This window comes from Pseudomonas sp. NPDC086278 (genome assembly GCF_050280905.1).
Lineage (GTDB): Bacteria > Pseudomonadota > Gammaproteobacteria > Pseudomonadales > Pseudomonadaceae > Aquipseudomonas.
The window spans coordinates 1-18,253 of sequence record NZ_JBNNWE010000045.1 but is presented as its reverse complement, the minus strand read 5'-3'; the positions used below and the strand labels follow the sequence as shown (position 1 = coordinate 18,253).

General features: G+C 54.3%; 16 protein-coding genes and 2 pseudogenes. 10 read left to right on the top strand and 8 right to left on the bottom strand.

Annotation, left to right across the window (positions count from 1 at the left end):
* Positions 1–14: 14 nt before the first annotated feature.
* Positions 15–524 (bottom strand): hypothetical protein, encoded by a 510-nt coding sequence (locus tag ACQKP4_RS15705; RefSeq protein ID WP_427634522.1) that lies wholly within the window; start codon positions 522–524, stop codon positions 15–17.
* A gap of 131 nt (positions 525–655) precedes the next feature.
* Here ACQKP4_RS15705 and ACQKP4_RS15700 point away from each other — a divergent pair, with 131 nt between their 5' ends.
* From ACQKP4_RS15700 to ACQKP4_RS15675, 6 genes and pseudogenes are all read left to right on the top strand, one after another.
* Positions 656–964 carry a helix-turn-helix domain-containing protein gene (locus ACQKP4_RS15700; RefSeq protein ID WP_427634520.1) on the top strand — a complete coding sequence of 103 codons (309 nt, stop codon included), beginning with the start codon at positions 656–658 and terminating at the stop codon, positions 962–964.
* A 150-nt stretch (positions 965–1,114) separates the two neighbouring features.
* Positions 1,115–1,333: a hypothetical protein gene (locus ACQKP4_RS15695; RefSeq protein ID WP_427634518.1), complete on the top strand. Its 219-nt coding sequence runs from the start codon at positions 1,115–1,117 to the stop codon at positions 1,331–1,333.
* A gap of 527 nt (positions 1,334–1,860) precedes the next feature.
* A complete protein-coding gene (locus tag ACQKP4_RS15690; protein ID WP_427634517.1) occupies positions 1,861–2,553 on the top strand; it encodes an ImmA/IrrE family metallo-endopeptidase in 693 nt (230 codons plus the stop codon).
* Positions 2,554–2,805: 252 nt separating this feature from the next.
* Positions 2,806–3,276 (top strand): hypothetical protein, encoded by a 471-nt coding sequence (locus ACQKP4_RS15685; protein WP_427634515.1) that lies wholly within the window; start codon positions 2,806–2,808, stop codon positions 3,274–3,276.
* A 260-nt stretch (positions 3,277–3,536) separates the two neighbouring features.
* The gene (locus tag ACQKP4_RS15680; protein WP_427634513.1) at positions 3,537–4,394 is read left to right on the top strand and encodes a toll/interleukin-1 receptor domain-containing protein; all 858 of its coding nucleotides are present in this window, start codon (positions 3,537–3,539) and stop codon (positions 4,392–4,394) included.
* A gap of 530 nt (positions 4,395–4,924) precedes the next feature.
* Positions 4,925–5,151: pseudogene (locus ACQKP4_RS15675) on the top strand (LysR substrate-binding domain-containing protein); the annotation flags it as partial.
* 90 nt (positions 5,152–5,241) lie between these two features.
* Here the strand turns inward: ACQKP4_RS15675 and ACQKP4_RS15670 are convergent.
* Complete coding sequence (locus ACQKP4_RS15670) at positions 5,242–5,532, bottom strand: hypothetical protein (RefSeq protein ID WP_427634511.1); 291 nt, start codon at positions 5,530–5,532, stop codon at positions 5,242–5,244.
* 291 nt (positions 5,533–5,823) lie between these two features.
* Between ACQKP4_RS15670 and ACQKP4_RS15665 the strand changes: the two genes are divergently transcribed.
* From ACQKP4_RS15665 to ACQKP4_RS15655, 3 genes are all read left to right on the top strand, one after another.
* Positions 5,824–8,346 carry a UvrD-helicase domain-containing protein gene (locus tag ACQKP4_RS15665; RefSeq protein ID WP_427634509.1) on the top strand — a complete coding sequence of 841 codons (2,523 nt, stop codon included), beginning with the start codon at positions 5,824–5,826 and terminating at the stop codon, positions 8,344–8,346.
* Between the two features lie 597 nt (positions 8,347–8,943).
* The gene (locus ACQKP4_RS15660) at positions 8,944–9,117 is read left to right on the top strand and encodes a hypothetical protein (protein WP_173149720.1); all 174 of its coding nucleotides are present in this window, start codon (positions 8,944–8,946) and stop codon (positions 9,115–9,117) included.
* 30 nt (positions 9,118–9,147) lie between these two features.
* A complete protein-coding gene (locus tag ACQKP4_RS15655; RefSeq protein ID WP_427634507.1) occupies positions 9,148–11,514 on the top strand; it encodes a hypothetical protein in 2,367 nt (788 codons plus the stop codon).
* 253 nt (positions 11,515–11,767) lie between these two features.
* Here ACQKP4_RS15655 and ACQKP4_RS15650 read toward each other — a convergent pair whose 3' ends face one another.
* From ACQKP4_RS15650 to ACQKP4_RS15630, 5 genes and pseudogenes are all read right to left on the bottom strand, one after another.
* Entirely contained in the window at positions 11,768–12,190 is a 423-nt protein-coding gene (locus ACQKP4_RS15650) for a hypothetical protein (protein WP_427634505.1), read from the bottom strand.
* A 259-nt stretch (positions 12,191–12,449) separates the two neighbouring features.
* Positions 12,450–12,645, bottom strand: a pseudogene (locus ACQKP4_RS15645) (hypothetical protein).
* Positions 12,646–12,892: 247 nt separating this feature from the next.
* Entirely contained in the window at positions 12,893–13,387 is a 495-nt protein-coding gene (locus ACQKP4_RS15640) for a hypothetical protein (RefSeq protein WP_427634504.1), read from the bottom strand.
* A gap of 230 nt (positions 13,388–13,617) precedes the next feature.
* Positions 13,618–14,376, bottom strand: a complete 759-nt coding sequence (locus ACQKP4_RS15635) for a hypothetical protein (RefSeq protein WP_427634502.1) — start codon at positions 14,374–14,376, stop codon at positions 13,618–13,620.
* A 42-nt stretch (positions 14,377–14,418) separates the two neighbouring features.
* The gene (locus tag ACQKP4_RS15630; RefSeq protein WP_427634501.1) at positions 14,419–15,378 is read right to left on the bottom strand and encodes a restriction endonuclease; all 960 of its coding nucleotides are present in this window, start codon (positions 15,376–15,378) and stop codon (positions 14,419–14,421) included.
* Positions 15,379–15,813: 435 nt separating this feature from the next.
* Here ACQKP4_RS15630 and ACQKP4_RS15625 point away from each other — a divergent pair, with 435 nt between their 5' ends.
* The gene (locus tag ACQKP4_RS15625) at positions 15,814–17,058 is read left to right on the top strand and encodes an RES family NAD+ phosphorylase (protein ID WP_427634561.1); all 1,245 of its coding nucleotides are present in this window, start codon (positions 15,814–15,816) and stop codon (positions 17,056–17,058) included.
* Positions 17,059–17,308: 250 nt separating this feature from the next.
* Here the strand turns inward: ACQKP4_RS15625 and ACQKP4_RS15620 are convergent.
* Positions 17,309–18,253, bottom strand: a 945-nt coding sequence (locus ACQKP4_RS15620; RefSeq protein WP_427634499.1) for a tyrosine-type recombinase/integrase, incomplete at its 5' end; no start/stop codon positions are given.

Here is an 18,253-nt window from a genome sequence, read left to right as displayed (position 1 = left end):
GGTGTCTGCTCTGCTTAGCTAGCAGTCGAGGTTGAAGTCTGGGCTTTGGCGCAATACTCGCGAAACGCCTTGATACCGCGCGTAATGATCAATATTGGCTTAATCATGTAGCGGTAGCTGATGAACAAGTTGAGCGCGATCCAGCCCAACTGGTAGGACGAGCCATGAAAGCTCCGATGGTTCGCACTGTTTTCCCAGAAGCCGTACGCAACGAAAATAGTGAAAATGGCGACGGCCAGAGGCAGGATGCTGAGCCGTCCCAGGGAAACGGCAATGAACGGGACATTAACAACCGAACGAACAGGCTCTCCCTCCGCCTGAATGGCCCAGATCCGGTTGACCTTGTCTTTACCCAGCTGTGCTGTCACTCGAACCCGATCCCCCGCCTTGACATGAGCGTCCAGCACATCCGGGATTTCGATCGGTTCGAGTTTCTTACCGTCAATTTTCCAGAAATGGTAGCTCACCATCTCGCCCCCGAAACCGCGAGATTTTTCGTCGAGCCGGCCGTCTACGATTTGCATTTCCTTCATCTTGAGTCCCTGTTTGAGCGCTTGGAGTGATGGCAAAAGGATATTTCTTCAGAATACTAAGGAATACTTAGTATGCGTTCAAGCCAAATCTAAGAATCTCTTAGCCTTTCGGCGATGAGAAAATGAGCACGTTCGGCATGCGCTTGAAAGAGGCGCGGAAGGCACAAGGGTTGTCCCAGGAGCGTCTGGGAATCGATGCTGGAATTGATCCTGCATCGGCGTCAGCTCGGATGAGCCAATATGAGAAAGGGGTTCACCTGCCAGGCGAGAGCATCGTGCTGCAGATTGCTGCGGTACTGAACCTGCCAACGGCGTACTTCTACTGCGAGGATGACGAGACGGCGCATCTGCTCCAGTGCTTTCACTGCCTGAAAGGCGATGATCGAAAACGGGTGCTCGATTTGGCTGAGAGTCTGGCTTTCAATCACTGATGTCTGGATCGGATAGAAGTTTTGAAATCGCTTTGCCCCCACGCTGGTGGGGCAAGCAGATCGCGCTGCTTTCGGTCTGCCATTGTCGGCAATTACGCTGCCGCCGACCTAGTCTATGATGTGCTCCAACCGCTGACTGGAGTAACCCTGTTGAATCGGAAAAAGACGGTTTCACTGGTGGCGCGTGAGGGGTTGCAATCGGTGGTTGATAACGCACGAAAGCATGCCGAAGCAGGTTATCCAGACTTTACGCCGAGTGATCCTGCGACCTTCGACGCGGACTTTGTTATCAATAAAGAGCGAGAGGGGATGAGTATCGCGCAGGCGCTTGAGGCCTTGGTTGCATTCAAGCGAAGTCGCAGGTCATGAGCCTTACCCCCTACGTATGCTGTCGCCGATTTAAAGATGATGCTCTCGGCGGCGCTCCGAAAAAAATCACTTAGATCCGCAAAAATACCTATTCGCTTGCGCTGTTCCGTGACGACTGGGTGGCGTAGCCATACGGCTTAACTACGGGCGACAAATACTTCGGAGGGGATGCTGGATGAGATTGCGTGAGCGCGTGGCCGTGCTGCTATTTCACATACGCCCGACAGAAGCGAGTGCAGAGGATATCTGCCATTTGCGACGCGCTGTCGTTGTCGTATCGGCTGATGTTCTGGCTGCAGGCGGGGACTTGCTAGAGCTGCATGGCCTGATCACCAACCGCTTTGGGGACGGTGGTTATGTTCGGAATTCGGAAGCACTTCGTCACATTCTATTGGCCCTTGAATCGCCACATAGAGCGGCTCGCGGCTATCGGCATAAAAAACTGGCGATAGACGGATCCAAAAATTGCTGAATCTACATCTTGTGCTTTAATTTATATAAAGACACATCATGTGGTGGTTTTTTTTATGAATAGATCGGGTATTCAGCAAGAAGTCGCTCTGTTGCACCGGGAAATTTGGAAGCAAAAGGAAATGCTGTGGCCCGAGCGACAGCTTATTCCCCTGCAAATGCTGGAACCCGACGCTGCAGCGTATCTGCTAGATGTTGAGTACTTGACGCTTCCAAACCTGGGCTCCGCCAAATTCATGCGTTCTGGCCAAGGCCCAGGCATCGCGGGGCTCATTGATCGCCAAGCCAACAAGATTGCCATTTCGATGGCGTACCCTGAGCAAGTTCAGCGGTTTACTGGCGCTCATGAAGTGGGGCACTTCATGCTGCACGAGGGCCAGATCATGCACCGTGACCGTCCATTGGACGGCTCTGCCAATGCGGGGCATCGATCTGACATCGAACGAGAAGCGGATTATTTTGCGGCATGCTTTCTCATGCCGCCGAACCTCCTTACGGCACATTTTGAAGCGCAGTTTGGATGCAAAGGTGCCTTTAAGTTTACCGAAACGACGTCCTTCCACCTGAGCCATAACGATCCCGACTCCTTGCAATATGCTGCGCAGGGCTCCTTGGATCGTGAGTTCGCCTTGGCTCGCTGTGAGAGCTTTGGAGGACGAAGAATGAATTCCTTAGCCAAACAATTTCGGGTCTCCGACAGCGCAATGGCGCTGAGGATCAAAGAGCTCGGACTGGTGGTGTGGCCATGACATCCAACCTGGAGATCAACATGAACATTTCCGAGCAGCACACCATTCAATGTCCTCAATGCGGTGGTACTCAATTCGAACAGCCGCAGGTTGTGAGCGACGTGATTGGGTCACCTGCGTGACTTGCGCTCAGTCTTTTCCACTGGACGACTTTCGTCAGGTGGGAGTCGACCAGGCGCTGGAGGTCGTGATTCCTGAAATCAAAGCTGAGGTTGAAAAAATGCTGAAAGGCTTGTTCAAGGGCAAGTTCAAATGACCTTGTATGAGACGTTGACGCTACTGGCGTCTCTCGTCGCACTCGTGGTGTCCACCGTGTCTTTGGTTCGCGGTCGTAAATTGGGTCAGGTGCAGGAAGACCTGGCCAAGATCACCTCCGAACTCGCCCGGCGACAGATTGATTCACTGGACATCGCCAAGCTGGAAAAAGCGGTTCCGCAACTGGGTGTGCATATCACGAGCTTGGCCAAAACAAGCTATTTCATCATCACGAACACGGGGCAAGGGAGCGCTTTCGATGTTGATCTGGAGCTGATTGATAGTCCCGACAACCCTCTGGTGACGGCGAGTGATCTCTTGCCGTGTCCCGAGCTCAAGCCTCAAAGCACGGTGAGACTGTTGGCGAGTTTCCACTTGGCGAGTCCGCTTCGGTACCAGGTCAAGTTGAGGTGGACGACGGAAAGTGGAGGAGGGGAATCCGAGGTTTTTTGGGTGTCGCAGGCTTAGAGTAAATTTGTCAGAGATACCACAATGAGGCGGTCATTGTGGCGCAAAGTCGTCTGGGATGACTTTTCGATCTCGACGACGCCAGAGTGCCTTCCACAGATTCATGCAGACCTGAGAAGCCATAGTAACGTCGTGACAATGGATGCATTTGGGGAAGGCAATGGCCAATATCTTCTTTTCGTACGTCATGACGACGAAGCTCTTAGAGACCAGCTAGAGAAACATTTGGCTTCCTTGAAACATGAGGGTTCCGTGGAGTCGTGGCACGACCGTCCATTCTTGCTGGGGAAGATCTTGATGCGGCAATTGACTCGCAGATCGACTCGGCCGAGGTGATCCTGCTCTTGGTAAGTGCGAGCTTTTTGAGCTCACATTACTGTTACTCAATTGAGATGCAGCGCGCATTGGAGCGACATGCGAAAGGTGAGTGCAAGGTCGTACCTGTGATCCTGCGGGCCTGTGACTGGAGTCATAGCCCCCTCGGAAAGCTAATGGCGGTACCCCGGGATGGCAAGCCGATCACAAGCTGGACGAATCTTGATGAGGCCTTTACCGACGTGGTACGGCAGATCCGATTGCTCATTCAGGAGATGTCCCGTAGTTCGGGAAATTCGATTGAGCGAGGACTATTTCAGGGAGCGCCTTCCACATCCGTGACGAGGTCAGCCCCGGCGGATGTCGTCCGGTCAAGCAACCTCAGGTTACGTAAAACTTTTACCGACTTTGACAAAGACCAGTTTGCTCACGATAGCTTCGACTACATGCGGCTTTTTTTTGAGAACTCATTAATTGAGCTTGAGGCGCGCAACCCAGGTATCCAGGGCACCTTGCGACGCGTCAGTGATGTGCGATTTACGGCTTCGATCTACCGAGAAGGAAAGGTCGCTACAGAGTGTGCCATCGCTATTGGTGAAAGCTTCGATCGAAACAGCATTACCTATTCGGGCCAGATATCCAGCAACGGATACAATGAGGCGTTGTCGGTCGAGGTTGACGATCAGGCCATTTATTTTAAGACGCTGATGGGGTCGCACTATTCAGGTCGCGCAAACAAGCTGAGCCAAGAGGGGGCTGCTGAATTCTTTTGGGCCCAACTCTTGGAGCGGCTGCAACGGTAGGAGCCTGTGCAACGTGCCTACCGATATGGTTCTCGGGTCGGGATGTTTTGTGCGCCCGGTCAACCCACAGTGCGGGCAGTGTCGATCTCCCTATCTGCGTCATCGGCTCTGCATTCACTCCATTTCGATGCCGGCAGCCATCCATGCTCGATGGAGCGTTGCTGTCAGGTCAGAGTAGCTACAAAGCAAATGCTCACCTGTTTGCCTCACTGACGGTGGTTTGAGATCAAAACCAATCGCGTTGATACCAGGTTTGGAGAATGGGGCTCATGCTAATAGGAGAACCCGTGGCTTAGCCTTTCTAGTTCAGCCTTCACGAGTTCGTATCCCATTTCATTTTGGGCAGCTTGTAGCGGTGAACTACTTGCGAATTTGGCTTTCGGTTGGGGTTAGCCACATGTCGGCTTCATTTTTGTTGCCAAAAACCTGCTTGGCTTGGCGTTGGATCAACTCAACGTAATTCATATTTGGCTCTGGCGCACGTTCGGCTAAACAGGTTGCTCGGTGCTCGTAAGCATCCATGATAGCGGGCTGAACACGGCATTGCCCAGTTACCGACCTGGCTTGTCCAGACGCACCTGGATGAAGGAAGACTTGTGGAGTGCTACCCGACCTTGCCACTGACGGGCTGCCGATGAATCTGGTGTGGCTCAAAACCCGAGAGGCACTTCCTAAGGTCAGCCTCTTGCTCAAATACCTGGGCGAGCACTTGGCGCCTTGCGGCAGTGTAAAAGATGCGGGCGTATCGGCTCGGTAAAGAAGCAGGGTGGGGGCGTGTATCGGCTAATGATCAGAAGGCCGCCGCCGAGACGGCCATCGTTTTACGGGCTGTATCAGGTGCCGCGAGTCAACCGATCGTGTGGCCCAGTTTTTTGGTCAGCAGGGCGTAGAACTTCACGCGGGTACGAGGGTTCGCCAGCTCCGCACAGCTTTCCGACAGCGCATCGATTGCCCCTTGCTTGGTGATCGTTCCAGCATTTACCAGCGGCAGCAGCTTCTTGTCGTAAATGTACTGCAGTTCGTTGTAGTCGTCGCACTGGGCGCACGAAACCAGCGAGGCATCGCGCTTACCGCCTGGGTTTTCGTCGGTATACGAGTATTTGGCGTTGATTTCACTGATCGTGGTTGGCTTTGCCATATTCATTGCTTCCTGAGTCCGGGCAATCCTGGATGAATTCCTTATCGCCACCGGTAGCAGTGATGTGATGGCGTTCTGCCGTAAATCAAGTCCGCAGCTGGAGATATCCTTCATTTTGCCGATAACCGAAATTACGACGCGCTGATCATCTGCTCGCTCTAGCCAATGGTTCTGCTTCCCCTATGTTCGCAGTGGCACTGCGAGTAGGTGATGGCAGGTTGCTCAGCCAGATTCCAGCTCACCTGTCCGATAAAGGTTGAGCCCCTCATTCGTCCTGGAGTTTTCCTCGCAGTGGATGTCCCAACCCCCAAGCCACCCGTGACTCAACCAATCCGCAAGCCCGATCATCACGTCAACAAGCGTTGGATGCACAGAATTCTCGACCGGTTATTGGACAACTGGGGTATCGAGCAAGCGTCTGCGTGGCGCAGGGGCCGGGAGTTCGGCTGGCTTGAAGGTCACACAGATGGGGACAAGGAGGGCTATGATCGTGGTGTTGAGGACGGCAAGAAAATCGTTGTACTTCGCCCAGGCCCTTTGTCCGAGCCAGGTGCACCTGGGGTCAAGGAGCGAACACTTTTCAAGGAGTGGAAGTTTGATATTTCGTCCGAGATAAAACAGCAGTTCGTTAACGATGTTGGTCGTATTCTGCCCAAGCACCAACAACCGTCGAAACAGCAGTGGAAAATGATCCTGTCCACCACGCCTACTACTTCAGTGGTCGCGGGCGCTGGGAGTGGTAAATCCACAACGATGGTTTTGAGGCTCCTACTGCTGAATCACTACTTGGGTGTGGATTTTTCAAGCCTGACAGTGGTGACCTTCACAAAGGAGTCCAAGCACGACTTTGCAGGCAAAGTCCGGGAGGTTTTTGGACGTTGGGGGCGCACGATTACTGAGGAAGGATCCTTGGACATTGTCCGCACGTTCCACTCAAGGATCCTGGCGTTTACCCGCAGCATCAAGGGCCTTGAAAAAGTCCGGGCGTTTGAGTTTCTAGACAACAAAAATGATGAGGATGAAAAAGCCGGCTCCATGCTCAACGTCACGTTGAAGTCGGAACAGCTTGACCTGATGAACCGTTGCTACGACGAGCTCTATGCAGGCAACGCCGTGTTCAAGGATCTCATAGGCCATCTCGTTCGCCGATCAATCATTCTTGAGCATCTCGACCAAGATCATCCTGATGTGCTTGATCGCAAACGCAAGGCAAAGGACATGGCTGGCTTGGATCAAACTCTTTGCAACGCCTTGGAGGGGCTTTGGAGCAAAGCAGGGCGATGGCCCATCGAGGGAGTCGATCCAGCGGGTAGAGACATCTCCATACTGGGGCAGACTTTTCACGCCGACGGTTACATTCCGCAGCTTGGTGCGTATGTACTCCTGGGAGTAGACAAGAACGAACCTGACGGGCTCAAAACACCTGGCCAGAGCTCGTACATGAACGCCAACGTCAAAGACAAACGACTGCTCTTTCAGGCTTTCTGTTCTTCGCCGGTTATCTACCTGAAGAGCTACCACGAAGCTGCTGGCTCCATTGAGGCCATCAAAAACCTCGCGACCAGCTGCCCGAAATTCAACTACCAAGTACAGGGCGAGCTGGGCGCACTGCCCATCATGGATGCTTTTTATTCATCTGCATCCTTTATGGAAAACCTCGGTCTGGATGTCATCGAGGCGGTTAAGAAAATGAAACTGTCGAGCGACGATCCAGATCGCCGTTTCTTCGCGGCTTTGAGCATCTTCTGGAATAGATTTCAGAACATGCTCGGGGAGATGAGTCCTCCTGTCATGACCTTCAACGCCATGTTCGCTATGTTCAGTGAACGTGGAGCGCTGAACCTTCAAGCTGTCCCCAACCATGTCCTTCAGCCTATGACGACGCTGATGATCGATGAGTTTCAGGATGTGGGCGCGAACACGATTTCCTGGGTGCGAGCGACGTTTGCAGAAATCGAGCGCCGCAATATGCGTGTGTCGACGGATGGGCCTCCCGCCTACGCATCGCTGATGGCCGTGGGGGATTACTGGCAGAGCATCTATGGCTGGCGGGGCAGTTCCCCTCACTTTTTCACCGATTTTGACAAGCAGTTCCCGTCTCCTGCTACGACTACGGTGACGCTTCGGGACAACTACAGATCCCATCAGTGGGTCATCGACGCTGCAGAACAAATCGTCATACGTACCGGGGGCGCTGCCGACAAGGGCGGCCTTGCGGCCAATCCTGGCGTCATGCACGACAAGGCACCGGTAAAGGTGCTTGCTCCCAACTATGGGCACCTGAAGCAAGAGGTGCTTAGGCACTACGAACAGGACGACACCATTCTCATCCTCTCCCGCAGGAGGAAGGACAGGGACGATATATCCAGTCAGCTCACGCGCCTGACCAAACGAGCCGCCGCCGAGGGCCGTGAAGACGATATCAAGATCCTCACGTATCACGCCTCCAAGGGGTTGCAGGCTGATGCGGTCTTCCTGCTGGGGGACTGTGAGGTCAAATCCTCCTCGCCTTACAAGAATGACCTCTACCGACAGGCCAAGATGGGAGCCGAGGGCGACCCTTGTGGATACGATACCTCGCAGTGCCATGAAGCCCTGCGCACGGCCTACGTTGCAATCACCCGTGCAATCAAGTCCTGCTACTGGTACGTGGATCGTAAGGAGGCGAAAACGAGAGTGATGGAGAAGGCGAGCCGGTACATCGATGAGTCCGCCGACTTCTGGGAGGTCGATCAGAAGGCGTTGTTTCACGTGGCCAATATTCCTGCGAGCAAGAAACCAGGGGCCAAGCCGTGGCGGGGGCCACGATTTTGATCGTGTTGTTCGCATCTCGCATCTCGCATCTCGCATCTCGCTGCTCATAGCGGGTAAGGCACCATGGCCTTCGCTGGCTGCAGTCCTCAGTGGGGTCGCAGGTAGAAACTGCGTCCATTTGAAGTTGATTGCAAACGGTGCTTAAGGTCGAAGCTTTGAGGGAAGTCCACTCGCCGATGGCGGGATTGCTCACCGACGGCTTTGCTCTTGCTGTTCAGTATTGAGCAAGATCCCAGGATTCGCGGGCTTCAAGTTCAGCTGAGTTGGGTCGATACAGTCATAGGTTCACCTGCAGGTGACGCTGGTCACACAAGCGCTCACGCAAGCGCAAACGGAACATCAACGCACTGTCGCAGTCGAACGGATGCATGCGACATACGCTTTTGATTACGCTATTGGTTTATCGTACCGTTCGTAAGGTCTGTGCAAAATAGCTTTCTGAGCGCATGTTTCGGCTATAGAATGCCCGACCTTCGTTTTTGACGCTTGTGCGCGCTTTTGCGCCAATGCATATGCATTTGGCTACGGTTCGACGGTTGTGCGCTTGTGTTTGCGCATGCTAATTTGAATCAACGTGCATTTTCAGCGAGAGAATCCATGAGCTTACAGGCACTGATTGACCTTTCACGCGTTCGCGATCTTAACCGCGACAGTAACGACCGGCTTGAGCAAGCTCGCCAGCGTCAGCGTGAATACGACCACAAGATTGAGAAGCAGGTTGCCAACAAGGCAGTCGGCCACGCGCTGCTCGCGAAGACGTGCAGCCTTTAACTCACCTTTTTTGTAAGGAAAAGCAGCCTGATGGCTGCTTTTTTTATGCCAATGAATCCTTTCCTGATTTCCAGCTTCGAGAAGCAGACCCTGAGCAATCTGGTGACGCAATGCTTCGGCTCAGATTTCCCTGACATCCTTCAAAAGCCCCAGGTCGACTACATCTTCAACTACCTGAAGGACATGGGCGCCGTCTCTGTGCTGCTTGAGCGCAACTACGTCGACAAGGATTATCTGGAAGACTTCTCTCACTACTATGTGAAGCGATTCGGGAACGCTGGGCACCAGTGCGCGCGGATGCATTTCTTCACCAGGCCCGTGGATCACAAGCTTATCGACACCATCCTTGAGGCTGGGGAAGGTTCAGAAGAGCTGGCCTTTGAACTCAATGCGAGCTACTTGGGATTCATGGTGATCAAGCCACTGCCCAAGACGTTCATTGGCAAGACCTGCCTGAAGGTCATGTCGGATGTAGATGCGCCGCCGGTTGTCGCTCCGATCGCCGACGCGGACGCGGACAACACGGCGATAGAGAGCGCAGCGGTTGAGTCTGAGCCAGAGGTTCAGGAACCCGATATCGAGATTGGCCAGACCGGCCAGGTCGGCAAACGTAAATGCCGGTTGTCCCGTGAATACACGGTGGATCTGTTTGGCATCAAACTGAGTGTTTGGTCTATCGCTTTCCAGGAACAGGACAAGGTGGTATCGGCCTGTGCGTCGACGGCGATCTGGTCATCGCTACACTCGCTGAAATGGCGGGACGTCAAAGCTATCCATTCCTGCAGCGAGATCACACTCAATGCGATCAACCACATTGACGGCTCTTCCAACAGCTTCCCCAACAAGGAATTGACCAACAAGCAGATCTTGCGCTGCCTTGATGTCGAAGGCCTTCGCCATCACTCCGAGGATCTGAAAAAGCAAAAGCTGTCGGAAGAAGATTTCCTGGCCACTGTCACGGGGCACATCGACAGCCATCTGCCTTTGCTCGTGATGGGCTCCGTCTCCAAAGTCACCGATCAGGGGACGCTGGAAGACTACGATGCCGGTCATGCGGTATGCATCCTGGGCTATAAAGTGGACAGCGACAGCGTCGTTTACGTGCACGATGACCGTCTAGGGCCTTATGCGCGTGCGAAGCTGGTCAAGCTCAACCGGTATGATCCCGATGCGAGTGCCGATGACTGGGCGCTCGGGCTGCAGCGGATGATCGAAGGCACCGATCAATGGATGGATCCTCACGAGCTGATCGTTCCAGAATTTCTTGCGATGCCTACTGACACCAAGGCCAGGCTGCCATTTTTCTACGCCCATTACACTGGCCAGAAAATTTCAACAGCGTTCGCAGACTTGGCCAGTTTTTTGTCCAACGCCGCCACTGAACCAGAGGCTCAAACGGAAGATCATGCGCAGGCTCAGGCGGAGGCTCACGCTGGGTCTCAGGCGCAAACTCAGGGGATCGAGGAGCTCACCTACGCGGTGAAATTGCGTTCGATCTCCGAGATTCGGCAGGAACTCAGAAAGCACGCTGCCCCAGCCGAGTACGTCGATCCTTCCACGGGTGAGTCTGTTGCGGTTAGCGCGGATGCTCTGGCTTCCTGGAAGCGGGACAAAGTTACATTCCTGACTTCCAGCTACGCCCGCCTGCAGTGGGAAGTGCAGTTCTTCTACGGCAAGGTAAAAGCGTTTCGCGTTTTCATCGACGCAAGCGATATCCCGCAGGGCAACGCCGTTTCGGCCATTTACGTCGATAACATTGTCCTGAGCACACCGCTTCTGAAGATCTTCGCGACACATGGCTCATACATTGCCGAGCGCGCAGCGCCCGTTCATTTTTATCAGTCATTCCTCGCGACGCTGCGCGATCGTGAGGAAACACTGGAGGATTACCTCGACACCACCTATGGCCCACTTCGAGCGCCGATCAAGCTGAAGGAACAAGAGTTCCTAGACGGCCAGATCTCTACCAACCCTACTCGGCAGGTGTTGCGTGATCCCCAACGCAAGCGACTTGAAGCGCTTCACGGACGGTTCGGTGAGGAAGGGGTGATCTACTTGATCTGGGCGATCGGCCACGATGGGGCGCTGCTGATAGGTGAGGAGATCTACCTACCGGTCGAGGGTGTAGAAAAACCGTGCGGCCATCCGTGCATCACCAAGTTCAGGCCTGCCCGAATTGCAGGTGAGCTTTGGAAGGTGGAGGGCGGCTGGGTGATCAACCCTATGTCCGGGCGCTACAGCGGGGATTACGAAAACGCGACGACGCTCATGGATAACTGTCTGGAAAAGTTCAGGCTGTTCTTCCCTTCAGACACCTTCGGCTTGGAGGAGCTGCCTCCCAAATCTCGGAATCTCTCTACTGTTGCCTGGAATGCCGGGGTCAGGGTCAATCGTTAGCCCCTGCGGTCGCAGGGAGTGCGGATTGTCGAATCAAGAGGGTCGTGTACCAGCCGCCTCAAAGTGTATGGAACGGCGATAGCGTACAGAGGTAAGGTTCTAGAATGGGGGCTCAGCTTGGCACTGGGATGAAGCAGGCCAATCGGGACGGTCGAACGATCCATGTTCGACCTTCTCCTGCGCAGCTACGCGGATGCTGCGAGTATGTCCTGGGCGGTTTACGTCATGTCAGTCCAGGGCAGCCGCACCGCGATTACTGACCTTTCCACCACTGCTTAAGCCAGGGATACAGTGGAAAAGCCGCCAGGGCCAGCAGGTGTTCTTTGTACTCGCCTATCTGCTGCCAGCTGAGGCCTTTAGACAGCAGCCCCGATACGATCACGATGACCACGAGCATTGGCCAGGCGCTCAACACGAGACGCATCCAGTTAAGCCCAGTGAATGCCTTGGCGATTTCCTTGTATTGCCGACGGTAATCACGACCAATGTACATGATGTAGGCTAAGCAGCAGATACCTGCGGCCTCAGCCACGAATGGTGTGACTTTCACGTTTGCCAAAGCCCACATAAGCCCGAGAATCGTGCTCGCGAGGCCGCCCAGTCGGTTCATGTAGCGATATGCAGTCTGCATTTCGGGTGTGGTGATGCGAGGGTCGATACCCTTTACTGGCGTCATTACATCTGTGCTCCGTTTTTCATGGTTAACCGAGGCGGACGCGCCCGGCTTTTACCAACGTAACGGGCCTCGATCTTCGTTTCCACTCGATGCGTTGCACTTACTCATACCTGGCGAAAGGGGTCGTATTGGGCACCGTTGCGAGATCAATGGCCTGGGTAGTCGATGATCAGGTTGATCAGATTGATCAGGTTGATCAGGATGTGCGGATACCGGACGGCGTTTCGCCCTGTTTCGCCGGTTATGGCGCCAATGGGGATCAAGCGTCGAGATTCAGCGCGATTTGCCAGACCATTTCGAGTGGCTGCTTGCTATCGATGACGAGGTAGATGAGATCGCGCTGACTGCGAGGGAGTTTTTTTAACCACATTCTTTGCTGCGGCCCTGACGCCGGCATCTGTGCCGTGGATCTTTGCGGCCAAAAGAAGGACGAGGGTAGCGTGGGTGAGGTTCATGGGGACTCGTGTTACTGGGTAGCGTTTCAGAGGCTTTCTTGACGGCAGATGCCTCAACCCTCTGCGGGAGGGGTATTACTGGCGGGCTGGGATTGCCGGCCTTTTTTCGAGGCCGGCACACATTATCAACGCTTCCCTGGCGGTGTGGTGCGGTTGACCACCTGCTCTTCGGATCTTCGCTGATATTCAGTCGTGGGAGGCGGTGGCGGTGTTTGATTCTGGTTGTTCTGGGGCTTCTTCGAATCGGTCATGCGCTGAGTTCTCTAAGAGTAATGAGCGCTGCAAGTAGGGCGATGAAACCCGCACCGTATACGAGCTCTGAATAGGCGAGCTCTAACGGCTTGGACTTTTCGTCGATCGCAGCTTTGAGTTTTTCCAGGGTATCGATGAAACAGTTGTAAATGTGGAGCTGCTGCTGTTCGGCATCAACGTTCCTCAGGTACTCAGCCGTGACCCTGCTCGATGGAAGGGCAGGGCAGTCACTGATCCGCAAGGCGCTGAAGGCATGGCCCCATGAGCAGCCGATGCAGATGGCAGCTGCAGCGAATGAGCAAAAAATCAGCACGGAGATCGGGGACGACAGCTGAAACAGCAGGCCATTCTTCAGGCCGGCCAACGCGCTCAGTGCTGCGATCACGATCGAAACGGCAGTCAGAAATTTTGCGCACTTGTTTTCGAAATGATCGAACCTGGATTGCTCATCCTTGAAACGGTTTTGCAGGTAGCCGATGGTTTCTTCCATACCGCGATCCGTTTCCACGTGAGATAGGGCTCAGGAGCTTGTATCGTGGATTGTAACTCTACCGGCACGGTTGTGGGCTGACTGGTCGGTTACACGATCGCAAGGCTATTCAGGTGGCCCTTCGCTGAGGCCAGTTGGCCTTCTACACCTGATACCCAGAGCTTTGAGGGTTCTGGGCCATCTGCGGGGTGTCGGCCCGCGAGGCTGGGGGTAGTCAGGCGGCTTGTGATTCAGGGTGCGGTGGAGGAGAGGTCGTTAATGGCGTCGTAAATTCTAACCTTGAGGTCTGCGGCGAATGCTCTGATTGTCGTTATAGCCTCCCTGACCTCTACGGGAGTCAGTACGACAGGTTCATCCTGAACCGTTTTGCCATTGCGATGGACAATATCGTGCCGCTTGGCACAAATTCGCCCGATCCCGCCCAGATCAAGCCCCTTCATGTGATCACCAAACATTGCGCCTAGAACTTCCTTGATCGTGGCTATGTTGTGGAAGCTCAGTTCGGATAGCACCTTGAGAACGATCGCTTCAACCACCTTGGGCTGCTCGGCGATCTCCTTCAGCGTGATCGTCCGCTTGTGCAGGTTTTCGTGCTTGGCTGCCAGTTTCAGCATCAGGCTCTGATCGCTCACTACCAGCTTTCGAATGACTGAGCTGATCAATGTTTCCAGCAGAGTGACTGCCTGTGCATAAACGAGTCTGCAGAGCGTGCTGGTCTGGTATGAGTCGCCTTTAAGACTCAGCAGACTGGACGCGGTCGTAAGCTCCTCTGAAAACTCAAAGAAGAATTCGTTGTAAGAGTGCCGCTCAAGCCACCGGGCCTCCGCTTCCTCCGACTCCGCGTCGAGCATCGCCTGGTACTCGGAAGCCAGGCTGTCCCATTCCTCCGAAGGTTCATCAGGGTCGATATCAATCCCGTAGGTCTCCTTGATCCACACGAGGCATCGTTCCTGTTCGACCTCAAAGAAATAATCCTTAACCGAGCTCATGACGTCTGTCCTTTGGCTTCGTGGGTACTAGATAGCAAGGGTTCAGTTGAGGATCTTCAGGAATGGCTGTTTGCTGAGAATCGCGGCCTGGGACTTCCTCTTCCACAAGTCCACGAGATCACCTTGGCGCTGCAGGAGCATTACGATTTCCTCCAGCGAGCACAGGAGCATCGTTTTTTGATTTAGAAACTCTGCACATTGTGTGATGGCGGGCTGGGTAAATCCGCTGCTGGAGATGAAGATACCTGAAGCATCTGCGCGACCCATTACTCTCACCAGGTGAGGGGCCAAGTCCTGTACACCCACAGGGTCTTTCAGCCACTTCATCTCGACCAGATGAATCCCGCCACCGAAATCGATCACTCCGTCGATCTGCTCCAGCACCGTGGAACCCTCCAACGGGGTTCGAACAAAGTTTTCTTTGACCTGAATGCCATACGTTTTGAACAGATCGTTGAGGACGCCTTCGAGGAGCTTCCCACGTTCCTTCGGTCTGTCGTCCATGGCGAACAGCGCGAAAAGTCGAGACTTGATGTCATCGATGTCGGTGCGCCTCTTAGTGGCCTGGAGTTGCTCATCACGATGACGAGCTTGAACTTGCTCTCGCTCCGAATCCCGCTCATTTTTCATGCGGGTGAAGGCATCCTTCGCATTGACGGCTTCGCGAATAGTTGCCACCAGCCCTTTAGCTTTGAGCCTCTCATTTTCCCAGCAGGTCTCAAAACTCTCGAACTGGGTAACCCGCTTGATGATCTCGCGCCGAGCCGCAAGACCACTGTCCTGGCGCCTATTCAAACGGGTCAGGACTTCGCGCGCGATATCAAATTTGTTGATAGATTGAGAGGCTTTGGCGAGGGTAGCGCGGGCGTCTCGAAGGTCAGCCTCGTCTACGCCTGCACCCTCGAAAAACAGAATCACGTCTTTCTTCCCTTTCACGAGGCGGGGGATCGTCTCCACCAAGAGGTCAAGGATGTCGTGAGGGTAGTGGAAGTGGTCAGCCATGACAGATCTCGCAATCCTGAACCAACTTTGGCTCCGCCGGGAGCCGCCTTCGGAGCATCATGACGCCTGCCAATTACAAGGTAAATACCCGTTTTCAGGGGGGAGTCCGGCGAACTCTCTTCTGTCAAAAGTCTGAGAGTAACAGGCCACCAGGGGCACAGTGATTTGTCAGCTATGTGCAAAATTTGCATATTGCATTTGTCGTCTGGGAATTATGCTGATGCGTCATTGGCGCACGCTGACTGAACAGGCTCGCAACGCCTCTCTCCTGACCAACCTTAAAGAGATAGCCCTTAACCGACCTCATCGTGTCTGCCCCTTCCGCTATTTGCATAGCGGTTAGGCATTAGGGAAACACATTTGCAAATCAGGCGTTGGTGCTGCTCGGATCTTCGGCGATCATTCCGTCCCATTGCCCCGTGCTTTGCCAACCTTATGCGAAGAGATGTTGAGACCGCCATGGCTGTGAATTCTGTTGTATGTTTCAAGTGCGTAGTAGATCCCTACCTCAGTCGTCAAATCCAGCGCAGTGGAACATCCACGTCGTGCAGTCTGTGTGCGTTGAAACGCAAGTGCATGCCGCTCTCTGAAATCGTCTCTCGTGTTGAAGGGATTCTGGACAAATACGTCTATGAGGGAGAAAGGCGGCTCTTCTGGAACAGCGGAGGACTCTCTGATGGCCAGTCAGGCGACAGTATTGAGCACTGGGTCAGCGAAATTTTCGATTGTGACAACGTCGAGCCCATCGTGGAGGCGGTGTGCGGCAATTTGACGGCGTACCACCGGGATTTGAACTATCAGAAATCCCCTTTCAACCCCGAAGACATTGGCAACGAGTGGGGCAAATTCCAAGAGGGAATAAAGCACGGCAATCGCTTTTTCAATGAGGGGGCGAAGGCATTCCTAGACTGGGTCTTCGAAGGCCTGGACAAGTATTCGGCCTCATCAGATGAACATGCCGTCGTGCGTGTGCTGACGCCGGAGGATGCTCCCCCGATCTTTCGCGCTCGCACCTGTATGACTGTCGATACCGTCTGCGACATCACCGCTGATCCTGCTCGAAATCTCGCGGCCCCACCCAAAGAAAGAGCCGGGGAAGGGCGGATGAATCCTGCGGGTGTCCCGGCATTTTATGGCGCCTTTGAGCGGGAAACGTGCGTGGCCGAACTGCGTCCTCCCGTAGGAGGCACTGTGGTGAGCGGTGAATTTCGGTTGAACAAGGACGTAAGGATTCTGGATTTTGGCAGGTTTGAGAAAGCTGACCTTGAGCCGAAGCCCAGTTTCTTCGAGCCCAGATACTTCGCAAAAGTCGGGCGCAGGAATCTTCTGACGTATCTGCACAACGAGATCACCATTCCGGTGCTGCCTGGTTCAGAGAGAAACTATCTGATCCCGCAAGTCATTGCCGAGTACCTGTACACCCATTGCAAACCCAAACTGGACGGCGTGATCTTCAAGTCAGTGCAGAACCCAGAGGGGAGCAATATCGTCCTGTTCTCGCATGTGGCATGTGCGGCAACACCGATAATGTGGCAGTTGAACGGCGTTCACACGGTCTGGGGGGCCGTGCAATCGGATGCGCCGCGTATCGAGTATATGCCAGGGAGCCTGACGCATCATTCGATCTGGGGTGTGAAATACCACGATCATCAAGAGCCGATGCCGGATGACAAGCCCTGAGCCAAGGCCCCTGCAAGTTATGAGTGGTAGCGGCGAACTGGGGGACTGCAGGTGCGGACGGCTTAGCCTTATGAACGCGTGATCGCGCCGTGGGCTCAGCAGTGTGCAACGCTTAAGGGGGCAGAACAGGATCAACCCATTCGACATCAGAGACTTGTCGGCGGGTAGGATCACGCGAACATCACGGGTGTGTGCCTGAAGCGAGCCGCCCTCCACGTTAAGGAGGGCAGGCCTTGGTCATGCAGTCTGGTCAGTCTTCCTCAGGCTTCACCTTCGGTGATGCCGGCAGAGGTGCCACCTCACGCTGGATGTAATGATCTATCATCCAAGTGGATGTGTGTCCCATCTGCGATTTTATCAGGTCAGAAGCTGGAGGCTGCGATGAGGCGTCAGCGATGAGTTGTCTGACGAAGCTTTTGCGCAGGCTGTGCGGTGTGCGCCGAAGAGGTGGCAACTGCGCCTTCTTTTCCCAAGATCTGAAAATCATCAACAACTCCCGTGAAGACATGGGGTGCTTAGGGTCAAGGTTTGACGGGAAGAGATACTCGTCGGGGGAGAGATTCCGGGAGGTAATATAGCGTTTGAAAACCTCCGCCTTGTTACCGACCAGCGGTAGCCCGCTTTTCATGGCCGCCGCCGGTGATGGGCTTTCAACAGCGAGATCTGTCACTTCAGAAACCTTCGCGCCAAGGAAGACGTGCCCGAGAATTCCGGACTCCAGCATTGCAAAGATGCACTGGTCGCGAAGATTAGCTGAGCCCTCGACTACCCTTCTCATACTGTTAATTTCGTCTTGGCTCATCGAACGGAGCGGGCTTTCGAGGTTCTTGGTTTTTTTCACGCGGATAGTCGCGGCCACGGAAGGCGAGGGTACCCGCTCGGGAACTCTGACATTCACAGACCTCGGTTGATCGTGCGTGATGGCGACTTTTTCAGCTCGGGGATCCAGCGATTGAGCCTCCTCGCCTTTAACCATTTTGAACGTGCTGAGCGCCTTCAACGGAAGAGTTTTGACGAATGATTCCAGGGCGCTCGGTTGGATAGAGCTGTCAGCGGCAGATTCAAGAACGGTGGACAATGCAGACGAAATGCTCACGTACACGTCCGCTTCAGAAGGCGTCTGTGCGTTTTGACTGCAAGTGAGGGACAAGTGACGGACTTGCCTGTAGTCGACATAACCGAGCCCGACGGACAG